The 14,063-nt window shown below is 35.8% G+C and carries 16 protein-coding genes; 7 read left to right on the top strand and 9 right to left on the bottom strand.

Features of this window, described 5'->3' with window-relative positions; genetic code table 11:
• Positions 1-3: 3 nt before the first annotated feature.
• The 4 genes from DCO46_RS03120 to DCO46_RS03105 form a co-directional block, all read right to left on the bottom strand.
• Positions 4-465 (bottom strand): SRPBCC family protein, encoded by a 462-nt coding sequence (locus DCO46_RS03120; protein ID WP_116751117.1) that lies wholly within the window; start codon positions 463-465, stop codon positions 4-6.
• Positions 466-559: 94 nt separating this feature from the next.
• Complete coding sequence (locus DCO46_RS03115) at positions 560-1,588, bottom strand: saccharopine dehydrogenase NADP-binding domain-containing protein (protein WP_116751116.1); 1,029 nt, start codon at positions 1,586-1,588, stop codon at positions 560-562.
• A gap of 42 nt (positions 1,589-1,630) precedes the next feature.
• Positions 1,631-2,890: a Na+/H+ antiporter gene (locus tag DCO46_RS03110; protein WP_116751115.1), complete on the bottom strand. Its 1,260-nt coding sequence runs from the start codon at positions 2,888-2,890 to the stop codon at positions 1,631-1,633.
• 75 nt (positions 2,891-2,965) lie between these two features.
• Positions 2,966-3,352, bottom strand: coding sequence for an RDD family protein (locus tag DCO46_RS03105; RefSeq protein WP_116751114.1), 387 nt, complete (start codon positions 3,350-3,352; stop codon positions 2,966-2,968).
• A 263-nt stretch (positions 3,353-3,615) separates the two neighbouring features.
• On the opposite strand from DCO46_RS03105, the gene dnaK reads away from it, so the two are divergent.
• From dnaK to DCO46_RS03080, 5 genes are all read left to right on the top strand, one after another.
• Positions 3,616-5,499, top strand: coding sequence for a molecular chaperone DnaK (gene dnaK / locus DCO46_RS03100; protein WP_116751113.1), 1,884 nt, complete (start codon positions 3,616-3,618; stop codon positions 5,497-5,499).
• A 201-nt stretch (positions 5,500-5,700) separates the two neighbouring features.
• Positions 5,701-6,258: a helix-turn-helix domain-containing protein gene (locus DCO46_RS03095; protein WP_243416240.1), complete on the top strand. Its 558-nt coding sequence runs from the start codon at positions 5,701-5,703 to the stop codon at positions 6,256-6,258.
• A complete protein-coding gene (locus DCO46_RS03090; RefSeq protein ID WP_116751111.1) occupies positions 6,255-7,505 on the top strand; it encodes a site-specific integrase in 1,251 nt (416 codons plus the stop codon). The genes DCO46_RS03095 and DCO46_RS03090 overlap by 4 nt, the downstream gene beginning before the upstream one ends.
• A 5-nt stretch (positions 7,506-7,510) precedes the next feature.
• Positions 7,511-8,260, top strand: coding sequence for a hypothetical protein (locus DCO46_RS03085; protein WP_116751110.1), 750 nt, complete (start codon positions 7,511-7,513; stop codon positions 8,258-8,260).
• A gap of 107 nt (positions 8,261-8,367) precedes the next feature.
• Entirely contained in the window at positions 8,368-8,709 is a 342-nt protein-coding gene (locus tag DCO46_RS03080) for a helix-turn-helix domain-containing protein (RefSeq protein ID WP_035688596.1), read from the top strand.
• 346 nt (positions 8,710-9,055) lie between these two features.
• On the opposite strand, the gene hemA is transcribed toward DCO46_RS03080, so the two are convergent.
• The 5 genes from hemA to DCO46_RS03055 form a co-directional block, all read right to left on the bottom strand.
• Complete coding sequence (gene hemA / locus DCO46_RS03075; protein ID WP_116751109.1) at positions 9,056-10,360, bottom strand: glutamyl-tRNA reductase; 1,305 nt, start codon at positions 10,358-10,360, stop codon at positions 9,056-9,058.
• A 168-nt stretch (positions 10,361-10,528) separates the two neighbouring features.
• Complete coding sequence (locus DCO46_RS03070; RefSeq protein WP_035688600.1) at positions 10,529-11,125, bottom strand: hypothetical protein; 597 nt, start codon at positions 11,123-11,125, stop codon at positions 10,529-10,531.
• A gap of 17 nt (positions 11,126-11,142) precedes the next feature.
• Entirely contained in the window at positions 11,143-11,577 is a 435-nt protein-coding gene (locus tag DCO46_RS03065; protein ID WP_035688602.1) for a hypothetical protein, read from the bottom strand.
• A gap of 133 nt (positions 11,578-11,710) precedes the next feature.
• On the bottom strand, positions 11,711-12,550 hold the full coding sequence (locus DCO46_RS03060) for a DUF5777 family beta-barrel protein (RefSeq protein WP_056251073.1): 840 nt from the start codon (positions 12,548-12,550) through the stop codon (positions 11,711-11,713).
• A 17-nt stretch (positions 12,551-12,567) separates the two neighbouring features.
• On the bottom strand, positions 12,568-12,966 hold the full coding sequence (locus tag DCO46_RS03055) for an OB-fold protein (protein ID WP_056251076.1): 399 nt from the start codon (positions 12,964-12,966) through the stop codon (positions 12,568-12,570).
• A gap of 166 nt (positions 12,967-13,132) precedes the next feature.
• Here DCO46_RS03055 and DCO46_RS03050 point away from each other — a divergent pair, with 166 nt between their 5' ends.
• The gene (locus tag DCO46_RS03050) at positions 13,133-13,501 is read left to right on the top strand and encodes a hypothetical protein (protein ID WP_035688608.1); all 369 of its coding nucleotides are present in this window, start codon (positions 13,133-13,135) and stop codon (positions 13,499-13,501) included.
• A 15-nt stretch (positions 13,502-13,516) separates the two neighbouring features.
• Positions 13,517-14,056: a YceI family protein gene (locus DCO46_RS03045; protein WP_056191597.1), complete on the top strand. Its 540-nt coding sequence runs from the start codon at positions 13,517-13,519 to the stop codon at positions 14,054-14,056.
• Positions 14,057-14,063: the final 7 nt, after the last annotated feature.

Here is a 14,063-nt window from a genome sequence, read left to right as displayed (position 1 = left end):
TGTTTAAAATGTCATTTTAGATAATTCAACTTCAAGCTTATCGAAGTTTTCTTCATTTTTATCTACAACGTAAGGTTTCAGTTTTTGGCATTCTTCTACGGTTTCAAAAAGCATTTTAAAAACAACTTTTGTGTGATTATCTGCCACTGATTCAAAAGTGGTTAAAATTTGAAAGTGAGGTTTTGAATGGCGTTTCCAGGCGATAAGATTTGGCTTGTCAATTTTTATGAATTCACATTCGTTGGCATAGTTACCAACATCCGGGCCATGCATAATAAATTTCCACTGACCGCCTTCGCAGAAATTAAATTCATGAAAAGTATTGGTAAAACCTTTTGGTCCCCACCAATTTTTTAAATGTTCAGGATCACTCCATGCTTTAAAAACCAGTTCCTGCGGAAAATCAAGAATTCGTGTCGTAACAATTTCTGATTCTGGTGTTGTTATAATGATTTCTGATTTCATTTTAATCTATTTAGTATTAAATATTTAGATCATTATATTTTTTCGGGATTATCCCATTCATGTTCAATTTTAATGTAATACGGATTTCATAGTTTTAATTTGTTTTAGATTCCTGGGTGTCACTTATTTCAATATCATCTTTGTTTAATGAATTTAAAAAATCTGCTGCATCAAATACTTCTCCCATTGTTATTACACCAATTTTATTTATGCGGCCTGTTAAAATTCTGTTGACAGCTTCTGCAATAAGTGGGGCGGTTACGGCATAAATATCTTGCCCCTGAGCTTTAATTGTTCTTTTTTTGTTTTCTTTTACTGCAATCACCTGCACACAAAATTGCTGAGAGGATCTGTTCTTTTCATCAACAGGAGTTGGTTCCGGAGTATCATCATTTCTAAGATCATTTAATGAGTTTTGACTTAGATACGTATTAATGGTATTGACATTTAAATGATTAGAAATAGTAATAATTTCAGAAAGAGGTAAACGAACAACTTCTTTAATGCCAATTGGTTTATTGAAATCCCATTCCTCAGAAGGAGCCGCTTCGAGTTCCTGCAAGCGATGATCTTTCAGAGTTAATCTTTTGTAATGATTTCGCTCGCCTGTTAATCTTGTTCCTTTTGTCGGATGCCAGGAATCAAGACCAATGTAAACGTTAATTTCATCAATCAAATCCCAGTCTTTTGTAATCGAAGTGCTCATTAAATCGGCTAAACCTCCATAAAATGCTGCAGCCGGAATAATTAATATTTTATCTTTTTTTGCCTGTTCTGAAAATTGCCCGATAATGTCCAAAACTGATTTTTGCTCGGCGCTTAAATCAATATAATGACTTCCTAATCGTAAAGCAGCTTCTATTACTGGCTGTGCAGTATCTAAATAAGGACCGGCGCAGTTGATAATAATTTTGGAACCAGAAAAAGCATTATCTAACTCTTTTGAGCTGTGAATGCCGGCTTCAATTATTTTTAAATCTGGATATTCCTGGTTCAGAATCATTAATTTTTTCAAATCTCTTCCCGAAAGAATAAGATTTGTATAACCTTGTCGATATAGTTCAGAGACAATAAATTTTCCTGTATGCCCGTATGCTCCATAAATTGCAATTGTATCCTTCATCTGTTTTGTTGGTTAAATTAATGTTCTTATAAAAGTATTCTTTTATTCGTTTTGTCTTAAATTTAATTTTTTAACTATCCACGGAAGTGTAAGCCCTTGTCCGATAAGTGTTAAAAGAACTACGGCAACAGAAATAAAAATAATAGCATTTCTTTGAGGAAAAGGAGTCCCGTCTTCCAGAAATTTAGGAAGACCAATGGCAATGGCAAGTGAAACAATACCGCGCATTCCCGACCAGCTCAAAATGATACTATTATTAAAATCTAAAAGAGCATGTTCACTGACTTTTCTTTTTCCTCTGGTATTCTGAAAAGCTTTTTGAAGGTTAATTTTCTGAAGAAATATTCTTCCCATTCTGATTAATAAAGCCACAATTGTAATAATGGCTGCATAGCCTATGTAAGGCAGTACCATATCATTATCAATATCTTTTAGGATATAGCGAAAGTTAAGACCGATTAAAATAAATATCAACCCGTTTAGAAGAAAAATAATTAAGTCCCAAAGCCCCTTTGAATTGTTTTTTAAATTTTCAGGAAAAATTTTGTTGCTGAATCTGGCAATACTTATTCCTAAAACAACAACAGCAATTACACCTGAAACATGCAGATGTTCTGCAACAAGATAAGCAACAAAAGGCATAAGCAGCGTAAAACTAATCGTCACGTTCATGTTTTTATGAACTTTGGTCAGTATAAAAGCCAATATTTTTGCCAGTACAAATCCAACTAGAAATCCTCCTCCCAGTAATACTATAAAATCCAGAGTTGCTTTCCATAGGACAAATGCAGAGCCCATAAGGGCAGCAACGGCAAAACGATAGGCAACAAGTGCAGAGGCATCGTTTATGAGGCTTTCACCTTCAAGGATTGTGATTGTTTTGTGTGATATTTTCAGACCTTTTGTAATACTGATTGCGGCCACGGCATCGGTAGCAGAAAGAATGGAACCAAGAACGAATGATAAAGACCAGCTCATTCCCGGAATGAGATAATGGGCTACAACTGCAATTCCTAAGGCAGTCATAAAAACTAAAGAGATTGCAAGAGTACCAATTGTATTGATGTTTATCTTAAAATCTTTGGGTGAAATATTAAAAGAAGCATCGTATAACAATGGCGGCAGGAATATTAGAAAAATAATTTCGGGATTAATCTCGATTTCATTCATTGTTGGAATAAAACCAATAGCAACGCCAACAATAACGAGAAGAATAGGATATGGAAGTTTTGATTTGTCTGCAAAGGCAGAAAGACCTATAACAATTGCTAATATGAAAATGATGATGGTGTAATTTTCCATTATTTTGATTTAGAAAAAGAGCGTCCGATTAAGCGCTTAGTTATATGATGAAAGAAAAGATTATGAAAAGATGTTTTAAATTTTGATCATTACCGTCCCACTTAAGATGTCATGGATAGCACGTTTTTTTGAACTCGAAAAAATGGTAATAAAAGAAAACCATCCAAATAATAATTTAAAGAAATATCGGATTATTGCTTGAAAAATATTGATTTTTTTGGTGTTATCCGAATCTTTTCTAACTCTGATGCCTTTCAGATTATTGCCAATCGTACCGCCAAAAGTTGTTGCAATGGGTTCGTATAAAAATAAAGATATCAGCAAAAAAGCTCTTAACCAGTCCGGAACATTTTGGAAACCGGAAAGGATGTCTGAGAAAATAATCATACAGGCTACTATTATAATAGAATCAATTAGAATTGATTGTATTCTTTCAGTCATTGGAGGGTAGTTTTCTTTCATGGATTTATTTTTTAACGAATGTAATTAATTTACCAGTATCTGTAATAATTATTTTATAATGAAACAAAGCCTACTAGTCCTGATAATGACAGTTATGTAAAGTTTATGCCATTCCTGTCAGGTTTTAAAAATGTCATGTTGTCAGATGATTTTTGAGGCCAGACAGTAAAACTGACAATTTACTTTGGTTTTTTATATTGGCACAAAGATTGACTTATGCCACCTGAGTTATAAAATTAAATCAAAAATTAAATATATAAAAAATGGGTAAAATAATCGGAATTGACTTAGGTACGACGAACTCTTGTGTTTCTGTAATGGAAGGTAACGAAGCAGTTGTTATCCCTAACGCAGAAGGAAAAAGAACTACACCATCTATCATCGCTTTTGTTGAAGGTGGAGAAATTAAAGTAGGTGATCCTGCAAAAAGACAAGCAGTAACGAATCCTACAAAAACGATTGCTTCTATTAAACGTTTTATGGGACATACTTTTGCTGAAACTCAGGAAGAGGCAAAAAGAGTTCCTTACAGTGTTGTAAAAGGTGACAACAATACGCCACGTGTGGATATTGACGGTCGTTTATACACTGCTCAGGAGTTGTCAGCTATGACACTTCAAAAAATGAAAAAAACTGCTGAAGACTATTTAGGTCAAACAGTAACTGAGGCAGTTATTACAGTTCCTGCTTACTTTAACGATGCACAACGTCAGGCTACAAAAGAAGCTGGTGAAATTGCTGGTCTTAAAGTTATGCGTATCATCAACGAGCCAACTGCTGCTGCACTTGCTTACGGATTAGATAAAAAAGGAACTGATCAAAAAATTGCTGTTTACGATTTAGGTGGAGGTACTTTTGATATCTCTGTTCTTGAATTAGGAGACGGTGTATTTGAAGTATTATCTACAAATGGTGATACTCACTTAGGTGGTGATGATTTTGACCAGGTTATTATTGACTGGTTAGCTGACGAATTCAAATCTGAAGAAGGTATTGATTTACGTTTAGATCCAATGTCATTACAACGTTTAAAAGAAGCTGCTGAGAAAGCTAAGATTGAATTATCATCTTCTGCTGAAACAGAAATCAACTTACCATACGTAACTGCTACTGCTTCTGGACCAAAACACTTAGTGAAAAAATTATCCAGAGCTAAATTTGAGCAATTATCTGATACTTTAGTAAAACGTTCTATGGAGCCAGTAGCTAAAGCATTAAAAGATGCAGGTTTATCTACATCTGATATCGACGAAGTAATCCTTGTAGGAGGTTCTACTCGTATGCCAAGAATCGCTGACGAAGTTGAAAAATTCTTCGGTAAAAAAGCATCTAAAGGTGTTAACCCTGATGAGGTTGTTGCTATTGGAGCAGCTATTCAAGGTGGAGTTTTATCTGGAGATGTAAAAGATGTATTGTTACTTGACGTAACACCTCTTTCTTTAGGTATCGAAACTATGGGTGGTGTATTGACTAAATTAATCGAGTCTAACACAACTATCCCAACTAAAAAATCTCAAGTATTCTCTACTGCTGCTGATTCTCAACCATCTGTTGAAATCCACGTATTACAAGGAGAAAGAGCTATGGCTGCTGATAACAAAACTATCGGTCGTTTCCACTTAGATGGTATTCCACCAGCACCAAGAGGAGTTCCTCAAATCGAAGTAACTTTCGATATCGATGCTAATGGTATCATCAAAGTTTCTGCAACTGATAAAGGAACTGGAAAATCTCACGATATCCGTATCGAAGCTTCTTCTGGATTAACAGCTGAAGAAATCGAAAAAATGAAAAAAGATGCTGAAGCTAATGCTGATGCTGATAAAATTGCAAAAGAAAGAGCTGAGAAATTGAACGAAGCTGACAGTACTATTTTCCAAACTGAAAGTCAATTGAAAGAATTGGGAAGTAAATTGACAGACGATCAAAAAACAGCTATCGAATTTGCTTTGACTGAATTAAGATTTGCTCACCAATCTCAGGATCTTGAAGCAATCCAAAAAGGATTAGACAATGTAAATGCAGCTTGGAAAACAGCTACAGAAGCAATGTACGCTCAAGGTGGTGAACAAGGTCAACAAGCTGCTCCACAACAAGAGCAATCTGGAGACAATGTTGAAGACGTTGAATTCGAAGAAGTCAAATAAGTACTGATTAACATCAGTTAATAACAAGTGTTAAACCGCTGTAAACGAAATGTTTACAGCGGTTTTTCTTTTTTATTCTTTTTCGTTTCTGCTGTTTTTTAATCATTTTTTGCCATATATTTGTATCATATTTGTACCGGCACTTAAAAGGAGACAAAGTGGCACTTATGTCTACTTATGGTACCTTAATGGGAGACAAAGATGATGAAAAGAATAAATAAACAATGTCTTAACTGCGGGGAGGATTTCCTGCCTAAAACCGTGGCTTCTCTTTACTGCTCACATAGATGCAGTAAAAAAGCATACAAACTCAAGATGAGGCGGCTTAAAATTGAAGACCAGGTCAAGGCGCTGGCAGATAAAATACCCCAGAGCAGGGCTTTTATTTCTGTACCTGAAGCTGGCATGCTTTTTGGCATTGCCAAAAGAACCCTCTACAGGCTTGTCGGCCAGGGAAAAATTCCGTCAGTTAATCTTGGAACCCGCCTTGTAAGGATAGACCGCAGCGTCATGGAAGGGATGTTCGGCCCTGAGCGCAGCTTTGTGCAGGCTGAAAGTGCACCGAAGAAAAAATTATACAGCCTTGAAAAAGAGGACTGCTATTGCATCGGTGAAATAGCTCAGAGATTTCAGATATCAGAAGGTTCTGTCTACAATCATATCAGGAAATATTCCATACCTACCAGGCAGATCGGAAAGCATGTATATGCCCCCAAAACGGAAATTGATAATTTGTATAACGGAAATGATTTTATATGAAACAATTAGCAAAAACCAAGGTGACCGTGCGTCTTCGAAAAGCAGAAAACCAAAAAGAATGGTATGTCTACATAGAAAGCTATCCTGTTGAGGTCTCTGGAAAGAAAACGCCCCAGAGAATCCGTGAATATTTAAACAGAACCGTAAAAACCGTGGAGTGGGACAAGAAAAGAACTGCCCGCACAGATGCAGAGGGTATAAAATCCTATAAACCCAGACGCAGCGATAACGGAATAATAATCTGCAGAAGCGAGAGCGACCGCGAGATAATGCTCTATGCTGACGCAGTGCGTAATATCCGGCAGAAAGAATACGATAATACAGATCTGTACAGTGATGCTGAGAACCTATTGGCTCAGCAGAAAGAAAAAGGAAAAGAGGATTTTATTAAATACATTGCCGCTGTGGCGGCTAAAAGACACGCCCGAAGTTCAAAATCCATTATGATCAATTGGCAGCGGACCAGAGAGTTTTTAAAAAGCTATTGCAAAGGCAGCCTGATGTTTTCGCAGATTGACAGCAGAATGGCGGAAGATTTTAAACTGTTTCTGCTGGCTGCGCCGCTCGGAGGAGGCAAAAAAGGAACCATTTCCCGCAACACTGCCGGAACGTATTTTTCCATATTTAAAGCCGCTTTGAAACAGGCTTTTATAGACGGATATCTGACTGTTGATCTGTCTTCAAAAATAAAAGGCATCCCGGAGCAGGAATCAAGACGCGAATATCTTACCATTGAAGAATTGAACAGGCTGGCCGAAACGCCATGTGAAAAAGACGTCCTTAAAAGGGCTGCGCTTTTCTCAGCTCTTACTGGTCTGAGGCATTCGGACATTCAGAAACTCCGCTGGAAAGAGATTAGTCTGGAAAACGGTATGGCTAAACTGCATTTCACGCAGAAAAAGACTAAGGGTGTCGAATACATGCCTATTTCCCCGCAGGCTTTAGATCTCTGCGGAGAGCCAAGGCTTCCCTGGCAGCTTGTTTTTGAGGATCTGCTGGACCCGTCGTGGATTTCAAGACCTCTGAAAAAATGGGTTGAATCTGCCGGCATTAAAAAAAATATTACATTCCACTGCTTCCGCCATACATTTGCTACACTGCAGCTGTCCAGCGGTACAGACATTTATACGGTCAGCAAAATGCTTGGGCATACGAACGTAAAAACTACTCAAATCTATGCCAAAGTAATAGATGAGAAGAAAAACAGAGCTTCCCAGGTAATACAATTGGAATCGTTAAAAAAATAAGCGCAATGAAAATAAAGTACTTTGAATATATCACAGTTTACCTGTCTGTTTTTTTAGTCTGCGTTTTTGTCGGTGTAATCGGAAGACTGGTGCTGCTGGAAAAAGGTGCGGATGAATATACGGCCGGCGTTTTCTTTTGGATCAGCACTGGATTTGGTGTTTTAATGTTTGCAATTCTAAGTTTATTTCTAAACGATTTGGCTGAGAGATTGGTGAATCGTTTTTTGAAGGCAAAAAAAAATGAATCGCCTGAAAGCCGCATTCCAGGTGAAGACTTTATAAAAATAGAAGAGGAGATGCAGGATGCTTTAATTAAGCCCGAAATGCCTGAAAATAAAAATGCAGCTATCGATATTCAGCAGTTAAGGGAGCGGCAGCAAAATACAATCAAAAATCAAAAACAGGCCAGAATTGATACTGCCATCCGTTATGCACAGCAGGAGTTCGCGCTGTATGCGTCGGATGATGATTTGAAACAATTGGGCAGCAATATAATCATATATGCTGAAGGCATAAATTTTGAAAAGATTAAACCGGTAAAAGTAAAAAATCTGTCCAATCTGGATCTGTATCATTTTGGCTGGAATATCTGGAATTGCTTTAAAGCCAGCAGACAGGACAGAGCCGCACAATTTTTAAAGCTGACTTTTGCCGATGCTTTAAAAGATGTTGAAGAGAAAAGCATTAAAACGCATCTCAAAGATGATGAACATAAAGGTCTTATAAAGATAATAGATGATTTTACAGATTTTTAAATGCCAATAGGTATAAAGCACTGTGTTTTTCAAGTGTTTTTGCTGTGAAGAAGGACACAGCAGAAACACTTTTTTCATTTGCATCATAACTGTTAAAAACGATAGCTATGGATACAAATGAAATCTCTTTTGAAAACCTGCCCAAAGCAGTAGCACACTTAGTGAAAGAAATTGCCGAGATTAAACTTCTGATTCAGAATGTACAGGTGTATGAATCGAAAGAAAAAAGTATTCCTATTGGTATTGAACAAGCAAGCCGGCTAATAGGCAAAGCAAAGCCTACAATTTACGCTCTTGTAAGGCAGAGAAAAATTCCGTGCTATAAATATGGTAAAAAGCTGTATTTTTTTGAAGAAGAACTTTTAGAATGGATTTCTAAAGGGAAAAAGAAAACAATACAGGAAATTGAATCAGAAGTATTGAAGTATAATGATAATCAAAAAAAATAGGGGGAATAACAGACCGCAAAAATACTTATGTCACTCTGGTAGATCATCAAAAAGCATTTAATACAAAGCGATATGTTATCTGTAAATGAATTTGAACAAAAAAATCCTGAAAAATCTAAATTTTTCAGGATTTTACTTTTTATAATGATCTCTACTGTACAAATTTCTATAAATTTTTACGGAAGATTTGAAAAGATTGGCTATTACTAATTTGGTTTGGATGTCCTGTTGGGATTGAACTTTTATACATCAATAGTTATTTACAGCAAGTTTCAGGATCAAATTTGCTAACTTATTTGGGTATTTCTAATACAGATCGAAAATTGTTTGCAAAACCTAATAACGTCTATGAAAGATTGATCTTATATGTTTTTTCAATTTGAGAAGAAGCGTGTTTTGGCGCGAGCTGTCCAATTTGAAATACTTTTTCAATAAAGTCAATACTTTCATCCACGCAAGTATTTTCATTTTTCAAGTGGCTTGCAAAGTGGTTTGTTATTTTTTGAATGATCCTGGCGCTGATTAAATCAACCTGAGCGACATCAAAATTGCTTGTTTTCTTTCTCTGAATAGCCAATTCGCTTGCCGCAATATCATTTAGTTTAGCTTTTAACGCATGGATAGTTGGCGCATATTTTCGAGTATTCATCCATGTATTGAATTCTAATTTCATATCCTCAATGATAGCTTCTGCAGCAGGAATATGTTGTTTTCTTCTCTCAAGCGTATCATCTGTAACCTGAGACAAATAATCGAGATGTATTAAAGTTATTCCTGGAATTTGCGCTACATCTGGATTTACATTTCGTGGAATGGATAAGTCCAAAATCAGTAATGGTTTCTTTCTGTTAAGTAGTGCTTTGTCTATAGTTGGATTTTGTGCACCTGTTGCAACTATGAGCACATCTGTCTGTTTTATTTCTTCTTGTAAGTTTAGAAAATCCTTTACAATAACGTTTAGTTTACCAGCTAATTCGATGGCCTTGTTCTTTGTTCTGTTTATAAGGGTGATATGGGTATTCTTTGTATGTTTTACTAAATTTTCACACGTATTTCTGCCAATTTTCCCTGTTCCGAATAGTAAGATATTTTTATTTCTAATATCTTCTACATTTCTGATAATATATTGAACAGCTGCAAATGAAGCAGATGTGGCACCGGATGAAATTTCAGTATCTGTTTTGACTTTTTTGCTAGCCTGTATAACCGCGTTTATTAAACGATCCAGGAATGTATTGATTAAGTCCTCGCGTTTGCTATTATTAAAAGCGATTTTAATTTGACTAATGATTTCAAAATCACCTAAAATCTGGCTATCCAACCCTGTTCCAACTCGAAACATATGGTTCACAGCTTCCTGATTCTTGTATATATAAGCAACTTGCTGAAATTCTTCTACGGAGCCCTTGCTGTTCTCACAAAGTAATTTGATTAATTCATATGGATGATTGGCAAAACCATATATTTCGGTTCTATTACAAGTAGAAGTGACAATTAATGATTCGATCCCTTCTGCCTTTGCCTGCAGCAAAAGATCAGATTGTGCTTTAGTATCCAAACTAAACTTCCCTCTAATTGCTGCATCTGCTTTTTTATAACTTAAGCCTAAAGCATAAAAGGTGGTATTTTTGGACATGTTATATTTTTCCATATTATGCTCTTTTTAAAGTTCAAAAAAATATTAGTAGGTTATTGTAAAACACGATGAAACTTCCTTTAATGCTAAAGAATAATGGATTCACACATAATTGCATTATAAGTTGCCGGCAGGATTTAAATATAAAACGCTACCTGAAAAACAGGTAGCGTTTAAGAGAAATTATTTTTGAACTATTGGAGTTCTAAGTGATTCTAAGACCGCAACAATATCTGTATAAAGCTCTGTATTTGAAGCTACACCATTTGCATTTGCAGCTGCTCCTACATATCCTTCAAATTTTGTATAATCCGCAGTACTTGATTTTGTCCCCATGCGAGGATTTTTCGCAGGATCGTGCGCAGCTACCATATTCAAACCAGAATAGGTATTTACGGCATTTGTACCACCAGTGTTAAACGAAAAGAAATCAGTCAGATTGTCCGATAGTTTAGCAATATTTGTAGACTGGGTAGTTCCTGTTTCGGCTAATACCGGGGCAAAATGCGCTTGTAGATTCCCCGCTGCATTCGACTGAACATCGGCAACAATTAATCCTATAGTTGAATTTACCACCTTGCGGAAACTCAAACGCCCCTGCTCGATCATTTGGCCAGCGTTATCTGGATCTGAAACCATTTTAGTTCCGCCTAATCTTTCGTAAATAGATGCCTTTACAGGAGGAGTTACCGGGGCGTCATCATCATTACTACTGCACGAAGCCAGGGTTGCAGAAGCTGCGAGTAATACACTAAGTGTAATTTTGGAATAAATTTTCATAATAAAAATATTAAAGGTTAATTAAAAAAACGGTTTAGTTTTTGAGACAATCTGTAGCTCAAACTATTTTGATTCACTGGACAAACTTCTTTGCCAGCCAAATTTTCTGGTAAAATATAACGCTGAGCATCATAATGTCCTATGGCTATCAACTGGTCAAATACTTTTTTAGAATTAGTGATCTTGTTGTTATGGAAGTAAACAACCACATTTCTTTTTACGATTATAGAATCAGAGGTTAATCCCTTGATAGATCTCAAATCTGAACATATTTGTTTGGCTTGCACCGAATCTATATTTGTTTTAAAATCAATTCGGCTTACCTGCAGATTTGGGCTTTCATAAACAGCAGGCTTAGCGGTAATAATGTGGAATAGAAAAATGGCAAAAAATAGTACCAAAATGATCAATCCCGTCCAAAGGCCTTTTTTAATAAATTTGTTAATTTTCATAAAGCTGATTTTTAAAATGATTTTAGGTTTTCTAGATCATATACGAACCCTTTTTTGGCTTGGTTTTATTTAAATCGATAAAATAGTAGTTTAGATTTATTTTAAATAACAACACACTGAATTACAGAGTATTTTAGAAAACTCTCGCCAAATTAAACCCAAAGAAAATATCGCCCTTGGTCCAGTCTCCCGTAGTTCTTCCAAGATATCCGGCTTCATCAATGGCTTGAGAACTGGTAAAATGCATTTGAAAAACGTGTCCGCCGGTTTCCAGGTCAAAACCAATGGATAATGGATTTTTATAAATAGAATTTGACGCCCTGTTTAAGTGTGCCGCATAATCCATATTCAATGACCAGCGTTTTGCAAACTTGTATCTACCACCAAAGCCAATGGCATATTGTGAATTGCTCTGTTCAGGGTCGAGCACAAAATTTTCATGGAAAAATGATGGAACTATTTCTAAAGATAATTTTTCAGAGAATTTTCTGGAAATTAAAAGCTGGGCTACATAGGTGAGCCTATTTTTAAATTCAAGTTTAGGATATAGACTTTCCTTTAGCGTGTTGTTGATAGACAAACTATTAAACCCTGCAATAGTCACCGGAAATCCGTCTTTTATTTGCGGCAATAACATATATTTTGTTGCAAAGTCATAAGCAAATTCACTTCTGGCGGCACTTATATTAATCCCCGGGGTCAATCCGTATATAAATTTTATTTGTGTGTTGGCGTTATCCAGTCCATAGAATCCCTCAAAGCCGTCTTTTATAGAACCAAACCGGTGTGCTACAACAAAATACAAATCTCCTTTTGCCGCCAGTTTGGTCGATTCGAGATTGACAATCTTCAGGGCTTTAAATGCAGATGCCACCTTTTCTTTTGTGATTGGCGCTTCAACTCCGGATAATAGGTCATCTTGCGAATAGGTTAGTAATGGAAATAAAAACAATAATAGAATGAGCTTTTTCATGTGGTTAATTTTAATTGTTATTTGTTTTGGTGTACAAGGGAGGATTGATCTATTTTAAATTCTTGTAAGAGCTCATCATATCCTAAAAACCGTCCTTTAATTTTTAGCATTCTGCCAATTGCAATGTCTTTGGGCAAACTGTCTTTGAAGGTTGCAAATATCTTTTCGTCAATAACGATTCCCTTACTCGCGGGTTCAACAGCTGTTACAATTGCAGTTACTTCAATTGTTTTGTCCTGGTATTTGACAGTAGCAAGGCTGTCATTGAAAGTAAATTCTTTTTCGAGTCCTTTAACCGTTACAGTATAATCTGCAGTTTCTGATTCGATATTCCTATGACCTTTGTAACTGTAGAGGTAAATTGAGATCCCGGTTATCAGGAAGAGGGGAATAATAATAAGTATTTTTTTTCTCATGGCTGGTTTTTAGTATTTGGATTATCTACGTTAAAAAATACCTATTGGATTTAAATGATCAAATATGACTGTTATTAAATCTGTATGATCCATTTCACCGTATATGATTTCAAAATGCTTTAAATATTAAAATCATTTAGCCTTTCTAAAACTAAAAACCAATCCCATGAATTTAAAAACTCGTTTGCTTATTCCATCATTTGCTTTACTACTAGTAAGTTGTACAGATGATAATCCCAGTACTTTAATTGACACTCCACCAATTACCGGCGTTGCCACATACAATCAGAATGTGAAATCCATCATTGATAATAATTGTGTTGTCTGCCATGCAGCTGTTCCCAAAAATGGGGCACCTATGTCCCTGGTTACTTATGACCAGGTTAAAAATGCGGTCTTAAATCGCGGGCTGCTCAACCGGATTTCTTTAGAAAATGGAAATAGTTCATTAATGCCACAGGGAGGGCCAAGATTGCCTCAAACCACAATTGATGTTATTAAAAAATGGGAACAAGATGGATTATTAGAGCAATAATCCATAGTAAAAAACATGAAAAAAATCATAGTAATGCCAATGATATTGGCTTCGTTCCTTGTTTTTTCGCAGGAAAAAATATTAACTAAATCATCAACAATCACTTTTGAAGCTTCGGTCCCGTCTTTTCAGCCGGTTTTAGGAACCAATACCAATGTAACTTTTGTTTTAAATCCGGCAACAGGTGAAATTGCATCCTTAGCCCTGATAAAAGGATTTCAGTTTGAAATGCCTTTGATGGAAGAACATTTCAATGAAAATTACATGGAGAGCGATAAATATCCAAAAGCTATTTTTAGAGGAAAAATAGAAAAGTTTGATTCGAATAATTTAACTGAAGATTATAAAGATTACCTAATAAAAGGAAACTTAGAACTTCATGGGAAATCAAGAGATATAAATGCGAGCGCAAAGATCACCAGGACAGGTTCCAGAATTACCATCATTTCAGATTTTGCTGTTAATGCCAGTGATTTTGGCATTCCAATTCCATCGCTTATCAAGTATAAACTTGATGATAGAGTAAAGGTTCAAATTATTGCTGTTTTAAAATAAGCAAAAA

The sequence above is a fragment of the Flavobacterium sp. HTF genome (genome assembly GCF_003105115.1).
Classification (GTDB): Bacteria; Bacteroidota; Bacteroidia; order Flavobacteriales; family Flavobacteriaceae; genus Flavobacterium.
The sequence above is the reverse complement of the archived record's forward strand: the minus strand, read 5'-3'. Positions and strand labels throughout refer to the sequence as shown.